At 42.5% G+C, this 15,395-nt stretch carries 16 protein-coding genes; 6 read left to right on the top strand and 10 right to left on the bottom strand.

Annotated elements, in window-relative coordinates:
* Window positions 1-27 precede the first annotated feature (27 nt).
* On the bottom strand, window positions 28-384 hold the full coding sequence (locus H0266_RS16365) for a PilZ domain-containing protein (protein ID WP_181473492.1): 357 nt from the start codon (window positions 382-384) through the stop codon (window positions 28-30).
* Window positions 385-564: 180 nt separating this feature from the next.
* Between H0266_RS16365 and H0266_RS16370 the strand changes: the two genes are divergently transcribed.
* Together H0266_RS16370 and H0266_RS16375 are read left to right on the top strand one after the other, a co-directional pair.
* Complete coding sequence (locus H0266_RS16370) at window positions 565-2,331, top strand: M3 family oligoendopeptidase (RefSeq protein ID WP_425484316.1); 1,767 nt, start codon at window positions 565-567, stop codon at window positions 2,329-2,331.
* A gap of 55 nt (window positions 2,332-2,386) precedes the next feature.
* Entirely contained in the window at window positions 2,387-2,692 is a 306-nt protein-coding gene (locus tag H0266_RS16375; RefSeq protein WP_181473494.1) for a 4a-hydroxytetrahydrobiopterin dehydratase, read from the top strand.
* A 195-nt stretch (window positions 2,693-2,887) separates the two neighbouring features.
* Here H0266_RS16375 and H0266_RS16380 read toward each other — a convergent pair whose 3' ends face one another.
* Window positions 2,888-3,814, bottom strand: a complete 927-nt coding sequence (locus tag H0266_RS16380) for an RluA family pseudouridine synthase (protein ID WP_181473495.1) — start codon at window positions 3,812-3,814, stop codon at window positions 2,888-2,890.
* 187 nt (window positions 3,815-4,001) lie between these two features.
* On the opposite strand from H0266_RS16380, the gene typA reads away from it, so the two are divergent.
* Window positions 4,002-5,840, top strand: coding sequence for a translational GTPase TypA (gene typA, locus H0266_RS16385; RefSeq protein ID WP_181473496.1), 1,839 nt, complete (start codon window positions 4,002-4,004; stop codon window positions 5,838-5,840).
* A gap of 365 nt (window positions 5,841-6,205) precedes the next feature.
* Here typA and H0266_RS16390 read toward each other — a convergent pair whose 3' ends face one another.
* From H0266_RS16390 to H0266_RS16410, 5 genes are all read right to left on the bottom strand, one after another.
* Window positions 6,206-7,000: a FixH family protein gene (locus tag H0266_RS16390; protein ID WP_181473497.1), complete on the bottom strand. Its 795-nt coding sequence runs from the start codon at window positions 6,998-7,000 to the stop codon at window positions 6,206-6,208.
* A 191-nt stretch (window positions 7,001-7,191) separates the two neighbouring features.
* Window positions 7,192-8,082, bottom strand: a complete 891-nt coding sequence (locus H0266_RS16395; RefSeq protein ID WP_181473498.1) for a manganese catalase family protein — start codon at window positions 8,080-8,082, stop codon at window positions 7,192-7,194.
* An 11-nt stretch (window positions 8,083-8,093) separates the two neighbouring features.
* Window positions 8,094-8,321 carry a YuzF family protein gene (locus H0266_RS16400; RefSeq protein WP_181473499.1) on the bottom strand — a complete coding sequence of 76 codons (228 nt, stop codon included), beginning with the start codon at window positions 8,319-8,321 and terminating at the stop codon, window positions 8,094-8,096.
* A 178-nt stretch (window positions 8,322-8,499) separates the two neighbouring features.
* Window positions 8,500-9,186: a bacillithiol biosynthesis deacetylase BshB2 gene (gene bshB2, locus H0266_RS16405; protein ID WP_181473500.1), complete on the bottom strand. Its 687-nt coding sequence runs from the start codon at window positions 9,184-9,186 to the stop codon at window positions 8,500-8,502.
* Between the two features lie 72 nt (window positions 9,187-9,258).
* Window positions 9,259-10,248 carry a potassium channel family protein gene (locus H0266_RS16410; RefSeq protein WP_181473501.1) on the bottom strand — a complete coding sequence of 330 codons (990 nt, stop codon included), beginning with the start codon at window positions 10,246-10,248 and terminating at the stop codon, window positions 9,259-9,261.
* A 501-nt stretch (window positions 10,249-10,749) separates the two neighbouring features.
* On the opposite strand from H0266_RS16410, the gene H0266_RS16415 reads away from it, so the two are divergent.
* Together H0266_RS16415 and msrA are read left to right on the top strand one after the other, a co-directional pair.
* Window positions 10,750-12,666, top strand: a complete 1,917-nt coding sequence (locus tag H0266_RS16415) for an endonuclease MutS2 (protein ID WP_181473502.1) — start codon at window positions 10,750-10,752, stop codon at window positions 12,664-12,666.
* A gap of 89 nt (window positions 12,667-12,755) precedes the next feature.
* Complete coding sequence (gene msrA, locus H0266_RS16420) at window positions 12,756-13,436, top strand: peptide-methionine (S)-S-oxide reductase MsrA (RefSeq protein ID WP_181473503.1); 681 nt, start codon at window positions 12,756-12,758, stop codon at window positions 13,434-13,436.
* Between the two features lie 312 nt (window positions 13,437-13,748).
* Here the strand turns inward: msrA and H0266_RS16425 are convergent, their stop codons facing one another.
* Genes H0266_RS16425 through H0266_RS16435 form a run of 3 tightly spaced genes read right to left on the bottom strand, consistent with a single transcriptional unit; the run spans window position 13,749 to window position 15,000 of the window.
* The gene (locus H0266_RS16425; RefSeq protein ID WP_181473504.1) at window positions 13,749-14,063 is read right to left on the bottom strand and encodes a DMT family transporter; all 315 of its coding nucleotides are present in this window, start codon (window positions 14,061-14,063) and stop codon (window positions 13,749-13,751) included.
* 2 nt (window positions 14,064-14,065) lie between these two features.
* On the bottom strand, window positions 14,066-14,413 hold the full coding sequence (locus H0266_RS16430) for a DMT family transporter (protein WP_181473505.1): 348 nt from the start codon (window positions 14,411-14,413) through the stop codon (window positions 14,066-14,068).
* A gap of 11 nt (window positions 14,414-14,424) precedes the next feature.
* Window positions 14,425-15,000 carry a TetR/AcrR family transcriptional regulator gene (locus H0266_RS16435; RefSeq protein ID WP_181473506.1) on the bottom strand — a complete coding sequence of 192 codons (576 nt, stop codon included), beginning with the start codon at window positions 14,998-15,000 and terminating at the stop codon, window positions 14,425-14,427.
* A gap of 175 nt (window positions 15,001-15,175) precedes the next feature.
* Between H0266_RS16435 and H0266_RS16440 the strand changes: the two genes are divergently transcribed.
* Window positions 15,176-15,385 (top strand): hypothetical protein, encoded by a 210-nt coding sequence (locus H0266_RS16440; RefSeq protein WP_181473507.1) that lies wholly within the window; start codon window positions 15,176-15,178, stop codon window positions 15,383-15,385.
* The last annotated feature ends 10 nt before the right edge of the window (window positions 15,386-15,395 follow it).

A 15,395-nucleotide genomic window follows, 5' to 3' on the forward strand; every position in this document is an offset into this window, starting at 1 on the left:
CCCACTCAAATAAGAATGGGGGCTCGTTTATTGCTGATCTTTTTTCCGATATTCTTTCAACGCCTTCACAACGTCTTCATGATAATCTTCCAAAAAATCGAGACCATAGTGATAACGATCTCTTACTTTCTTGCACCAGATTCCGTTCGCTGTAATGGCTAAGTCGATGCCGGCAATGCTCGCCTCGACAAAGAATTGAACCTTTTTTTCAAGAGAGATATGGAAGGGGGAGGATATTTTCATCCCTCCAGGACTTAAATCCAGAATATGTGCTTCTCCCATCGAAGATTGAATCGACCGACCGCCTACTTTCACAATCTTATACGTGGCCTCTACTGGATGTTCGAAGGAATATCGCAACGTTTCATGCCGTCGATATCTCAAAATACATCTCCTCCTAAAAAAGGTTCTTTTGTTAAAATTATCAGAAAGTACCCTTCAATTCAATCACTCATAGTCGGCACAGCTTCATATTAATGGTATTATTTTTACAGAAACGATTCTTTTTTGCAGATAATCAAAAAGGCAATAAAATGGAAGGGGATCTTTATGAATACAAAATCGATGACATGGAATTTAGATACGATCTTTAGTGGAGGAAGTGAATCGGAGGAATTACATAGATATGTGAAACAAACAGAAGAAGACTTGAGTCGATTGGAGTCACTGATTCAACCGTTTTCTGCGCCAAAAAACGTAGAGCAGGCAAAGGAGCTTTCTGAGATTACAGACCACATGCAGGTAGTGATGAAAGAGTTAAGCGAGATTGGCTCCTTCGTAGGCTGCTTGAATGCCCAGGACGTACATGACCGGAAAGCTAGTCAATGGCAATCCAAGCGAACGGAGATGGGGGCGCGCTTTGACAATGCCATGACAGCTTTTGATCAAAAGCTTGTTCAAGTCGATGACACGATATGGAAGTCATTGCTTTCAGAGCCTGCGCTTTCAGACGTAGCGTTTGTATTGGATGAAAGGCGTCAAAAAGCGAAAGATCTCTTAGAACTTCGGCAAGAGTCGCTCATCAATGATCTTTCCGTTGATGGGTATCACGCATGGGGACAAATGTACGACACGTTAGTCGGGAAATTATCGATCACACAAGGTGGCGAGGAATTATCCGTCGGGCAAGCAGCGAATCATTTGAGCAGCTCAGATCGTCAGGTTAGAAAAGAGGTCTTTGATAAACTGCAGACAGCCTGGGGAGACCAGGTTGACTTGTTCAGTGAAACGCTGAATCATCTTTCGGGTTTCCGTTTACAAACGTATAAACATCGAGGGTGGGACAGTGTACTAAAAGAACCCCTCGATTATAATCGGATGAGTAAAAAGACGCTGGATGCGATGTGGGAGACGATTTCAGATTACAAGCATCGTTACATTCCCTACTTGAATAAAAAAGCGAGCATGCTTGGAATGGATAAACTGAGCTTCTATGATGTTGAAGCGCCCATTGGAAGCACAGATCAAAAAATGAGTTATGAAGAAGGGGCGGCGTTCATTGTCGAGCAGTTCCGTAAATTCAGTCCGAAAATGGCTGCTTTTGCAGAAATGGCTTTTGACAACCAATGGATTGAGGCAGAAGATCGAGCAGGAAAACAACCGGGTGGATTCTGTACGAGCTTTCCTGATAGTGAAGAAACGCGCATCTTCATGACCTATTCAGGGACACCATCGAACGTTGCGACTTTGGCCCATGAATTAGGTCATGCTTATCACCAACATGTCATGAATGATTTACCTGTGTTGAATCAAGGTTATGCGATGAATGTGGCAGAGACGGCTTCTACTTTCGCAGAAATGATTGTCGCGGATGCAGCAGTCAAACATGCTTCAAATGACGAAGAAAAGCTGGCGTTATTAGAAGACAAAGTACAGCGAAGCGTGGCCTTCTTTATGAATATCCACGCACGCTTCCTATTTGAAACACGTTTCTATGAAGAACGGAAAGAGGGGACTGTATCTGCCGAGCGCTTGAACGAGCTTATGACAGAGTCGCAGAAAGAAGCGTATATGGAATCTCTTGATGAGTATGATCCTACATTCTGGGCTTCTAAGTTGCACTTCCATATTACGGATGTCCCTTTCTACAATTTCCCGTACACCTTCGGATACCTGTTCAGCATGGGAATATATGCGAGAGCACTAGAGGTGGGGCAAGGCTTTGAAGACCAATACAATGAATTATTGAAGGACACGGGTCGAATGAAAGTGGAAGACTTGGCGAAGAAGCACTTAGGTGTGGATATCGAACAAAAAGCGTTCTGGGAAAACGCATTGGAGTTATGTGTAGCGGACCTTGAAGAATTCATGAAATTAGCCGAGACGCTTTAACCTTATCAAAATAGGGTATCTTGTAAGAAGAATCTTCTTATGAGAGGTGATGGGAATGGCAGATCAAACACGTATTTCAGGAGAAGAAAAAGAACAACGAGTGAGTCAATTAGATGGATGGAAGTTAGTCGACGAAAAGTTCGTCACGAAACGTTTTCGCTTCCAAGACTTTTTGACAGGAATTCAGTTCGTGAACCGCGTAGCGGAGTATGCAGAAGATATTCAGCATCACCCGTTCATCAGCATTGATTACAAAATGGTTACAATCAAGCTGACTTCTTGGGAAGCTGGAGGATTGACTGAGCTTGATTTAGAATGTGCCAGAAGATACGACGATTTATATGCAACGTTAGCTGAATAAACGAAAAGCCGCTGATCGTGTGATCAGCGGCTTTTTCTATATCTTGTTAACCCTCGTCGTCTCTACGTGTCAAATCTTCTCTATTTATCTATGTCAGAGGTTACTCTTTTTATATAAAAAGGTTAACAACTATACGATAACATAGTATACTTGGAAATTCTATTACAATTTAATGAAGAAAATGGTTGGAAGCGACTACTCCAATATTTGAACATGCTCTGTTGAAAACAAGGAGGAATGTCCGAGAGGCATGGCTAGGCACGATACACGTTCTTCTGTGAAAGGATGAATGAACGTCAACTTAGCTGCATGCAAGGCTTGCTTCCCTTCCATATCTCCTTTTCCGCCATATAATTCGTCCCCTAATAAAGGATTGCCTTTATGACTCATATGAACTCGTATTTGGTGGGTACGACCAGTCTGTAATTGAAGTTTCACTAAAGTTGCTTTCAGATTAGGATCGTACTCAAGACTTTCATAATGTGTTTCCGCCTCTTGACCATTAGGAGAGACACGTCGTCTTGTTGCATGGTGTCTGTCTTTTCCAATAGGTTCTTTAATGACGCCTTTTTTAGGTTTCACTTTGCCATGAGCCCAAGCTAAATACGTCCGCTTTATCTTCCTATCCTTCAGTTCTTCTCCCAACATCGCAATCGCTAGATCGTGTTTTGCAAACAGTACAGCTCCAGAGGTGTCCTTGTCCAATCGATGGACATATTTGGGTGTCGCTTCAATGCCGTTGATTTGAAAGTAGGAGGCGACGCCGTTGACGAGCGTGTCCGCTTGGTTTGGTTGGTTCGGGTGCGTAAACATACCCTCAGGCTTATTGACGACAAGCAGATGATCGTCTTCATAAATCACATCAATATCCATAAAAGTCGGAGTGACTTCAAGCGGTTGAGGTGCGAAGAGTCGAATCCTGAGAGCGTCTCCTGTCTGTACTTTCGTATCTTTCCAATGCATTACGTCCCCGTTCAAAGTCACTTCTTTGTTCGAGCGAAACCGGTGGATAAGCTTTCTTGGCACCTGCCATTTTTTCTTCATGATCTTTTCGATGGTCAGTTCGTTCCATTCTTCAGGAATGGATACTTCTAACCATTCACCCATTCGTTTTGTTTTCATAAAACAGCACCTATCTTTAATGTAATCTTTACAATACCCATGTCATTCGATAATACTTGTAGTTTATTGTATGCATAGGTTTTACGCAATGAAAGAGTGACAATAATATAGAGGTATCGACGTCATCCGAATCTATGTTATAATTGACAGGTTGAATACTAAGTGAGACGAAAGAGGTGTGTGCTTCATGCAACACAGAAACGATATTCGAAATATTGCCATCATTGCACACGTTGACCACGGAAAAACGACATTAGTGGACCAAATGCTTCACCACTCCGGTACATTCCGTGACAACGAACATGTAGATGATCGTGCAATGGACTCAAACGATTTGGAAAAAGAACGCGGTATTACGATTCTTGCCAAAAATACGGCGATTAACTATAACGACACACGAATCAACATTCTAGATACGCCTGGACACGCAGACTTCGGTGGCGAAGTTGAGCGTATCCTTAAAATGGTTGACGGTGTACTGCTAGTTGTCGATGCTTATGAAGGCTGTATGCCACAAACACGCTTCGTGTTGAAAAAAGCATTAGAACAAAAGCTGACACCAGTTGTGGTTCTAAACAAAATTGACCGTCCGAATGCCCGTCCAGAACAAGTGGTTGATGAAGTTCTTGATCTGTTCATCGAACTAGGCGCTGATGATGATCAGCTTGATTTCCCTGTTGTTTATGCTTCTGCACTTAACGGTACGTCTGGAAATGAGCCAGAAGACCAACAGGAAACGATGGACCCGATCTTCAAACTTATCATGAACAATATCCCTGCTCCTATCGATACAAAAGAAGAACCGTTGCAGTTCCAAGTGACCTTGCTTGATTATAACGATTACTTGGGCCGTATCGGAGTTGGACGTATCTTCCGAGGTTCAATCAAAGTCGGTCAGCAGGTATCTCTAATGAAGAAGGACGGATCTGTGAAGAACTTCCGTGTAAGCAAGCTCTTTGGTTTCATCGGCTTGAAGCGTATTGAAATCGAAGAAGCGAAAGCGGGAGATATCATTGCTCTTGCTGGACTTGAAGACATTAACGTTGGTGAAACGGTTTGTCCGACAGACAACCAAGAAGCGATGGAAATTCCACGTATCGACGAGCCGACTCTTCAAATGACGTTCCTAGTGAACAACAGTCCATTTGCGGGACGCGAAGGAAAATACGTCACTTCCCGTCAAATTGAAGAGCGTCTGATGACGCAGCTTGAAACGGACGTTAGTCTACGTGTAGATCCAACAGATTCTCCAGATGCATTCACCGTTTCTGGTCGTGGTGAACTTCACCTGTCGATTCTTGTAGAGAACATGCGTCGTGAAGGCTTTGAATTACAATTGTCCAAGCCACAAGTAATCTTAAAAGAAATCGATGGCCAAGTTTGTGAGCCAGTAGAGCGCGTTCAAATCGATACGCCTGCAGAATATCAAGGTGCCGTGATGGAATCGATTGGTTACCGTAAAGGTGAAATGCAGGATATGGTCAACGATGGTAATGGTCAAGTTCGTTTGGAATTCATTGTTCCATCACGTGGACTGATCGGTTACTCTACAGAATTCATGACTCAAACGCGTGGGTACGGCATCTTGAACCACACATTTGATGGCTATGCGCCACTCACGAAAGGTCAAGTCGGAGGACGTCGTGAAGGTGTACTTGTTTCCTTAGATAAAGGAAAAGCATCCACTTACGGAATTATGAACTTAGAAGACCGTGGTGTCATCTTCGTGGAACCAGGTACAGAAGTATATGAGGGAATGATTGTCGGTGAACACAATCGTGAGAACGACTTAACGGTCAACATCACGAAAGAGAAGCACCTGACCAACATCCGTTCCGCTAACAAAGATACGACAAACACAATCAAGAAAACACGTCACATGACGCTTGAAGAAGCGATTGAATACCTTGATGACGATGAGTATTGCGAAGTAACACCAGAAAGTGTTCGTCTTCGTAAGAAATACTTGAATGAAAGTGAACGTAAACGTGCGGCGAAACAGAAGAAAATTCAGAACGCCGATTAATAAATAATAAAAGCGAGTAGGGATGAAAACATCTCCTGCTCGCTTTTTTCGGTTTGTTGTTTCCCTGCTCAAATGATGTCCTGAAAAGCGTGTGCTTTGTCTTTTATAGTCCGTGCAGTTGTCCGAAAAAGTACATCTCTTGTCCGAATAAGAACTATTTGTCCGAATTAACCGAGCGCTTGTCCGGAAAAGTGGATATCTCGTCCGAATAGCACGCGTCAATGGCTGATATAGGAATTCTTTTGTCCGAATACCCTTTCCGGAACAGACGACAGCTCACGTTATGTGGCAAACAACTCGGACCCACTTACGTTTTCTTGATAAAAAAAGTCCTGATTCCCACTATGGGTTCAGGACTTTGCTGTTTATTGCACTTTCACTTCTATTTCTTGGTGACCATGAATTTCTTCATCAGGCTTTTCGTAGTGAACTTTGACGGTATAGGAGCCTGTTGTAGGGAAGGTGAAAGTTGCTGTGTACTCTCCAGGATTTGTTTCTTCTGCATCTATATATTCATGTTTATCAAGCTGGTCTGAGACGATTTCGTAGCGGACCATCGCTTCTTTGAAGGGTTGTTCCATCTTGTTGATGTGTGTAACAAGATCAGACGAACCTTCAGCTTTGAAGTCTTGCTTATCTTTTAGGTGTACCATGAATTTTCCGTCCCCATGGCCCTGTTCATCATCACTGGTTTCAGACGGCTCGTCCTCCATAAACATTTTCTCGCCAACTTGAACTGTCTTCTTAGGCATGGTGTGTAAATCTCCAACTTGTGTGTGTGCGAACATTTCGTACGTACCAGCCTTCTCAAAAGAATGGGTAATCTCGTAGACACCGTCTCCAACATGTTCACTCTCGACGGTTGTAGAGTTGTCTTTTCCATCTTGCTTGTTCCAGATTTCGAAATCTACGTATTCAGCATCTTCGACAGGCTCTCCGCCTTGGGTCACGGTAGCTTGAATCGTCGTTTCTTCTTCAACAGGTAGAGGGTCGCTTTCGAATGTGACTTCTACAACCGGGATTTCAGGTGCTTGTTCCTCAGAGCTCTCTTCTGTCCCTTCGGATCCTTGAGTCGTTTCTTGTTCATTGGACGACGTGCCACAAGCTGTTGCGATGACACTCACCAGTAATATAAAGGATAATATCAATAATTTCTTCATATCGGTAATGCTCCTTTCAGCTCTACTTTGTAGAATAACATGTTCATCGTATCCATTTCAGGCTAAGTTTAGACAATCTGATGACAACTTGTATAAGTAGCTATCGTTTAAAAAGTGTGAGCGGATCATTTTAAATTGAAAAGAGAACAGTTCCAGGTGCTCATAGACCCTGATACCGTCCTCGTGGATTTCTATAGGTTTTCCATCAATTTCTTGGCGATTCGTTCGTAATCATCCCTGTCAATCCCAGGAGCAAACTCTTCTGGAATATCATCTAAGTCAGGGATGGGCGCTCCTTTCGGTGTCCCTTGTATCACTTGAAGAGGTTGACCGTTCTCCGGGTTGGTCCCTTTCCAAATCTTATTGATATCTTGATAATCCGTGTCGCTCCACGTGTACAATATGTTATCTAAGCCTTGATCCAAGTAAGGGCGGGCATAATCGAACTTGGAGTTATCCAAATCTGGTACGGGCAGCATTTTTTTCACATCTACACCAGTGGCGATTTCAAGAGCTTTTGCATAAGCAAGGGCGTGCGTTCCTCCTCTGACAAGCAAGTAACCAATCATTTCACGAGCGGTCGGATGATCGGTCATTTCATACACACGCATCTTATGTGTTCGCGCACCTAACTCAAGGAAGAAGTTGTGTAAAAGATCGAGTACCAGGTTTCCGCTATTGAACACATTATCTCCGGTCCATGGATTACCCATGGAATCATAGGGGAGGGCCGTTTGGGCAGAAGCAATGAACTGGTAGGTATCGCGTTTGTTCAGACCGTTTTGCATAGGTGTTATATCCGGGTCGCCAGTGAAAGTGACGCCTCTAGTCAGAAGGTTGATGGAGTTGTTCACAAGTTCAACATGACCGAATTCTTCAGCCGTTATACTAGCTACGAGGTCATAAAAAGGACGGAATTTCTTTTTGTTACGAAAACCGAATGATTGATACATGTAATTATTCAAAGTAGACATTTCACCAAATTTACCGCCGAGTAATTGTTGTACGGCTGCAGCGGCATTGGCATCCCCATGTTCAGGAATCGTCAGCGCAATTTGCATGCGATCCAGTCGTTTAAACATAGCATTCTCCTTTAGCGTTGGTCAGGATGGACCCATACGATTTGTTGAGTACGAACAAAAAATGGAGTTTCACTCACTTCTACAACAACATGATCAGGCATTACGTTTTTTAGAAGACCACGCACTGATCCTTGCGTGGTTTGCACGACGATCGAAGTCCCTTGGATAGACAGCAGAGTCTGATACACGTAAGGATCGATCGCGGAGTTCATAGAGACATTTTGAGAATGGGAGTTCATGCAGTCAGCTCCTTCACGGGTTGTCTTTTTGATATATATGTCAGGGGTGTGAAAATAAACGTTGTCCCAATGAGAAAAGTGTATCCTTTGTCCGGTGAGTAGTTGAGTCTACCTTACGTCAATGAGGTCATGAAGCAATATCTGCTGACTTTACAAAGATAAAAAAAGCCAAGTGACATCACGTCACTTGGTCGTTATTCCAATCATACGTATAGAAACGCTCGTTGGTAACCCATTTTAAAGCTTCAGGATCATTCGCCTGAATACCTTGTTCCAGCATTTCAAGCATTCTGGCAGTCTGCGAAATATGGGCGCGCATCGCATTTAATTTGTCTTCTTGAACGTCACGAATATCGTTGACGACATCCGGTTCACCTAGGTTTTCTTCTGTATTGTTGGCAAAAGCAACAGCGTGGAAAGTAGGACGCTCGCCTTCATCAATGTCACGAAGTGCTCGTACGACAGCTCTTGCTGTTGCTTCGTGGTCAGGGTGAACCGCGTAGCCAGGGTAAAAACTGATGACGAGAGAAGGGTCTACGTCTTCAATGAGTCCTTGGATCATGTTTTTCATGTCCATATCATCCTCGAACTCAAGCGTTTTATCACGAAGTCCCATCATTCTTAAATCCGTTACTCCCATCGCTTCTGCTGCTTTTTTCAATTCCTCTTGTCGTATATCTGGAAGGGTCTCGCGGTTGGCGAATTGAGGTTTCCCCAAGTTCCTTCCCATTTCACCGAGGGTCAAGCAAGCATAGGTGACCGGCGTTCCTTGTTTTATATATGAGGTGATTGTACCCGAAACACCAAAAGCCTCGTCATCAGGGTGTGGAAAAATGACGAGGACTTGACGTTGTTGTTCAATCATTGCCTTCACTCCTTCAACATCATAGTCTATTCTATTATCCCACATTGGGGACTTGTTTTAACAATCATATGATTAAGAAGCGGTGAGGAAGGACTGTAGGTCTTCTTTATCTCCAAATAGGATCAAAATATCTCCTTCAGAGATACTTTCCTCCTTCGAAGGGTTACTGATAAAGCAATCGTCCCGTTGGATTCCAAGAAGAGTTACACCATAATCTTCTCGCCAATTGATTTCATTTGTCCTCTGATCAACATAAGGACTAATTTCACCGACATGGTATTCTTCGAATTGATATCGATTCGATTCGGCGTGAATGATGGAATCTACATAACGCATGCTTACCGGTTTGATCAAAGATAAAGCCATCCGTCGGCCGCCTAGATTGGATGGATTGACTACTTCATCAGCGCCAGCACGTTTTAATTTATCTTCTGATTCGGCATTCTCCGCACGGGAGATCACCTTCAGATCTGGGTTGATTCCTTTTGCTGATAAGGTGATAAAGACATTTGTTGAGTCATTTGAGGTGGTAGCGACTAACCCATGGGCACGGCTCACACCCGCCTCTTCTAGCACTTCATTCTGTTTGGCATCTCCTAATAGATATGTAGCATCTTCGGGAATGCGATGCGTGTTCCCTTCGTGTGACTCGATAATGACAATGTCATAGTTGTGGTTGCGTAATTCCTCCAAGACTTGTTCGCCTACTTGTTCATATCCACATATGATGTAATGGTTCTCCATTTTTTTGATACGTTTCATTCTCTTTTTTCGCTCCCATTTTTTTGATAGTCGTCCTTCAATCATAGACGCAGCCAGGTACGTTAACATGTAAGTTGTAAACCCCATAGCTATTGGGATTAGTATAAGGGCAAATATTTTTCCACTTGTATGTTTTGGAACTAAATCTCCATAGCCGACCGCGAGTATAGAAACGACGGTCATCCATAGACTGTCGAAAAATGTAATTTTCTCAATAAACATGAATCCGAAGGTAATGATTAAAATGAGTAAAAATACGATGCCTGTGAATTGGTATAGTTGTTTGTGGTTTTGGTACATTTCTCTTCTCCTTGTGTGTAGATGGTCCTACTGAATTACCCTTTTTCATCAGGATAAAACGGAATATGAATGAATTGTAGTTGACATTCTTAGAGAAACACTATAAATTAAAATCGGAATACTATTTGTTCCGTCACTGAGAATCCTTTTATCGAGGAGAATGGTTTATGAGTGTGGTCGTTCTTAACTAATCCACCAATTGGATATGATCTTGTTATTAAAGCCTTGAAAAAAGATGTGCAAGAAGCACGTCTGTTTCGTGATGGATTTGTAACAAGAACAGTTAAGAACGAGCATAAGCGTAGCTATAACGACCATACAAGGCTATGACTGGCTTTTTCAGTCATAGCTTTTTTCGTCTAGGAAATGTAAAATTGGCACAGTCCATATCTCTGACCTAGGCAATTTATGTGTCCAGTGACGGAACACGTACGTCGCGATCAGCTTATCAAAGCTTTTCGCGACTTTTTTTATACAAAAACGGAGAGGAAGAGTAACAAATTGAATAACCGAACATTTCAAACGTTAGAGTTCAACGATATTTTAGAAAAAGTCAGCGAGTATGCTTTAACAAATCAAGCTAAACAGACAATTCGTGAGTTACACCCCATTCGAGATCGTAAACAGCTGGAGCGTTGGCGTGAGGAAGTTTCAGAAGCGGCAGCCATCTTGAATGTGAGCGGCAATATCCCGATTCATACGCTTCAAGATGTCTCTCTTATGATCGATCAAGGGAACAAAGGGTTGTACATTCGTCCACAACAATTCGCAAGCCTGCTTTCATTTCTGGATCACTGTACGAAGTTGAAGCGATTTATGAATGATAAAGAAATCATTGCACCAACGATCCATTTATATGCTTCATCAATTGCGGATTTAAGTGCGCTTGAACAAGAAATCATCAGCACAATCCGGCACGGGCAAGTCGACGATCACGCTTCTAAGGAACTTGTGAAAATCCGTAAGCAAATCGCGACCAAAGAGGATCGTCGGAAGGAACGTCTCGAAGCACTTTCGAAGAAGTACCGTACGTATATGCAAGAGTCTCACCCTGTTATGAAAAATGGCCGCTATACGTTGCCAATAAAGCGCGAGAACCGTAGCAAATTGAAGGGAAGCATCGTTGATCAGTCTGCTTCAGGCGCTACCGTTTTTATTGAACCTGAACAAATGAACCAAGTACAAGAGGAAATTCAATTACTGAAAATGAGCGAAGAACAAGAGGTAGAGCAGATTCTATACAGGCTGACGGCTGAAGTGTTGAATCAGGAGCACGCCATTCATATTGCCATAGAAACGATGCATCATTACGACCTGCTTTTTGCAAAGGCCAAATATAGTCGTTCGATACAGGGCAGGGCGCCTATTTTCTCAGAGGGTTTCACAATCGACTTGAAGGAGGCGCGCCACCCGTTGTTAGGTGAAGCGGCGGTTCCTCTATCGATCCGTATGGGGGAGAGTGAGCAAGCTTTATTGATTACGGGTCCGAACACAGGAGGGAAAACCGTCACCTTGAAGACGGTTGGACTACTGAGCTTGATGGCCCAGTCAGGAGTTCCAATACCCGCAAATGAAGGGAGCGAGCTTCCGATTTTTCAACACATCCTTGTTGATATCGGAGATGGACAGAGCATTAACGAGAATTTGAGTACTTTCAGTTCGCGGCTTGTTAACTTGATTCGTATCTTACGAGAAGCAAATGATCACTCACTGTTACTATTGGATGAAATCGGTTCAGGTACAGATCCTCGTGAAGGAATGGGACTTGCGACAGCTATTCTCAATCAATTGGCAGAGAAAGGATCGACTATTCTCGCAACGACACACTACGGTGAAATGAAAGAATATGCGGACAGGAAATCAGGTTTTATCAACGGCGCTATGGAATTCGATGTAGAAACTCTGAAGCCGACCTATCAATTGCACTTAGGCTCATCTGGGAAAAGCCAGGCCTTCGGCATCGCTCACAAGTTAGGACTCCATCCAAAGATTTTGCAACACGCCTACGGGATTTCTTATAACGAAGAAAAGGATTTTGTATTGGATGATCGCCTGCTAGCAGAGGAAGACTACCGGCGACAAGTTGCAAGAAATCGTTACGGAAGAAAGAAAGTCGTGGCAAAAGCTGAAAAAGGATCCCCCAAATTCAAGATGGGGGATAACGTGAAGATTCCGTCAGAGGAAGAGCTTGGTATTATCTATACAGGTCCTGATTCACGTGGAAACTACCGCGTTCAAGTGAAGGGAGAGAAGAGGACCTACAATCACAAACGACTGACTTTGTATATACCAGCCGAAGAGCTATATCCAGAAGACTATGATTTTGATATCATTTTCAAATCGAAGGAATACCGTAAATTGAATAAGCAACTAGATAAAAAACATGTGGAAGGTCAGACATTAGAAGATGAAGAATAACGATGCTCTTGAAATGAAGTATATCTTTATGGCGGTTCATTCTGTCGTGATATGATGAAGGTAACCTTATTAAAGGAGTGACCCTCATCATGAGTAAACGATTCAAATGGGGAATAGGTGTAATCTTGCTCGTTGTGGTAGGCGTATTCGTTGTACCTGAAGCTTACGCATATTTTACAAAAAGAAACTATGAGAGTGAAGCCATTACGGAAGTTCCAGAAGGATATGAAGTGGCAACACTCGCCGGGGGCTGCTTCTGGTGTATGGAGCCACCCTTTGAAAAGTTAGAGGGAGTAAAAGAGGTCGTTTCTGGTTATACCGGTGGAGACATGGAAAACCCGACCTATGAAGAAGTATCCTCTGGACAAACCGAACATATTGAATCGGTTCAAGTCTACTATGACCCTGAAGTGATCAGTTACGAAGAAATTCTGGACGTGTTTTGGCGCCAAATTAATCCAACAGATGATGAAGGACAATTCATAGACCGCGGCTATCAATATACAACAGCTATTTTCTATCATAATCAAGAACAGAAAACGACTGCTGAACAATCAAAACTGACTATAGCAGAATCAGAGAGATTCGATGGAGAAATTGTTACGCCCATACGAGAAGTTCAAACCTTCTACAGAGCTGAGGAATACCATCAAGATTATTATAAGAAAAATGAATTCCGTTACGATTACTATCGTGGTAACTCCGGAAGAGATGACTATTTAGAGAAGGTATGGGGAGACGAGCGTGAACTGGATCTCCCTAGAAAATAAAAGCTTAGAACAACCCCCTTACATGCCGTAAGGGGGTTGTGTTTGGTTTGTTTAATATTGTTCCGTTTCTTGTGGGATGGAAGGATTGGCATCCGTATCCATTTCGGAATAACCGACGTAGCCAAACGTAGCAACAATTAACAAAAGAACAGCAAACAAAAATTTCCTCATTTCTTATGTGCCTCCAATATTCCAAAAACCGAAGTGCTGCTTACACAAGTCGACACCACTCTCGCGGAAAATGTCGACTTATAGGATTTTCCTTTTTTATTGTACTCATTTTTTTCCTTCAATTCAAGGTAATAATCAGAATTATGAAACGAGTTTTAACCCAACGACTCCTGAAATAATACATAGAATAAATAATAGTTTTTTAACGTTAAATCCCTCTTTAAAGAAAAGGATACCAATGAGTACTGTACCGGCTGAGCCGATTCCTGTCCATATTCCATATGCCGTACCAACAGGAAGGTCTGTTAAGGATAAGGACAGAAAGTAAAAACTCACACCTCCGGCCATCATCGCAAGTATAGTAGGAAGTCGTTTTTTAAAGCCGTTCGATAGCTTAAGGAAAAGCATCGCCGTCATTTCACCCATTCCAGCAATAATTAAAAAGATCCAAGCCATTGTTACACCTCCGATTGTTCGACTTGTTGTTCAGAGCCATCGGTCAGTTTCAAACCGATAATTCCCACGATTAATAGCCCAATAAAAAAGACTTTCCCGACGTTTGCACTGTCGCCAAGAAATGTCATTCCGATAATCGCTGTACCCGCTGCGCCTATTCCTGTAAAAACGGCATACCCAGTACCGACTTCAATCTCACGTATTGCTTTAGTGAAGAATAAAAAGCTTACCAAAATAAAAATAATGGTGATGACAGAGATCAATGGTTTCGTAAATCCGTCTGATAGCTTCAATCCTACAGCCCAACCTATTTCAAATAGTGACCCTAAAAGTAAATAAATCCATGCCATTGGATCCCCTCCTATACTTGAATTCCTTGCCAGAATATTTGCCAACTCGCACGTTTTCGTTTTTCAAACACTTCTTTATCGTAAAAGTTCTCCTCTAAGAATAGGCCATCGATCAGTGTATAGAATGCACTAGTCATAGTTTCAGAAGAGACATCGCGTAGTACGCGCTCTTGTTTTCCTTTTTCAAAAATCTGCTCAACGATTGAAGTGAGGTGCTTCTCTACTCTTAGGAACACTTGCTTGATTTCATGCGCAAACAGCTCTTGAGGAAACAGGGTCACGCGTTTGAAAAACAACCCTTCTGTTGACGTCGCCATGTGATCTAAATACTTCCTGTAAATTGTGTGAAGCTGGTCTTCAATCGTAAGACCCTTGATGGAATTCGTAATATTATCTAGAACTTCCACTTCTCGTTTTTCTACATCTTGCAGCACAGCAGAAAAGATGGCTTCTTTGTTTTTAAAGTGATTATATAAGGAAGGTTTTTTTATACCGACTCGCTCAGCTATATTCGATAAGCTCGTGTTCTCATATCCATGGTGGGCAAACAATAGTAGGCTTTCTTCGATAATTTGTTGTTGGGTCATACTATCACCTCTTTTAATTAAACTAACTAACGGTTGTTAGTTTGATTGTAGCATGGGCTTTTCATGTTGTCCATACTTCATAAATCGACACGTTTAGTCATCTCTTATGTAGGGAAAGGTATAGTAATGAACTCATTTATCGATTTGGATATTCTGCTTTAAAGGAGCTGGCTGCGTGAACACATACCGTTTAGACCGATTTGAAGGAACATATGCCATTTTGATCCAAGAAGACGCACATCATAATGAGTTATCTGTACTGAAAGAACGGCTTGTAGCTGTTGCAAAGCCGGGCGATTTATTATGTATCGATTTCGATGCAATCGGAAATTTGAGAAACGTGAAAATTATTACGCCGGTTGATCATAAAATGGAACAAGCGTAACAAAAATGCC

It is taken from the genome of Halobacillus locisalis, from assembly GCF_013694105.1.
GTDB lineage: Bacteria > Bacillota > Bacilli > Bacillales > Halobacillaceae > Halobacillus > Halobacillus locisalis.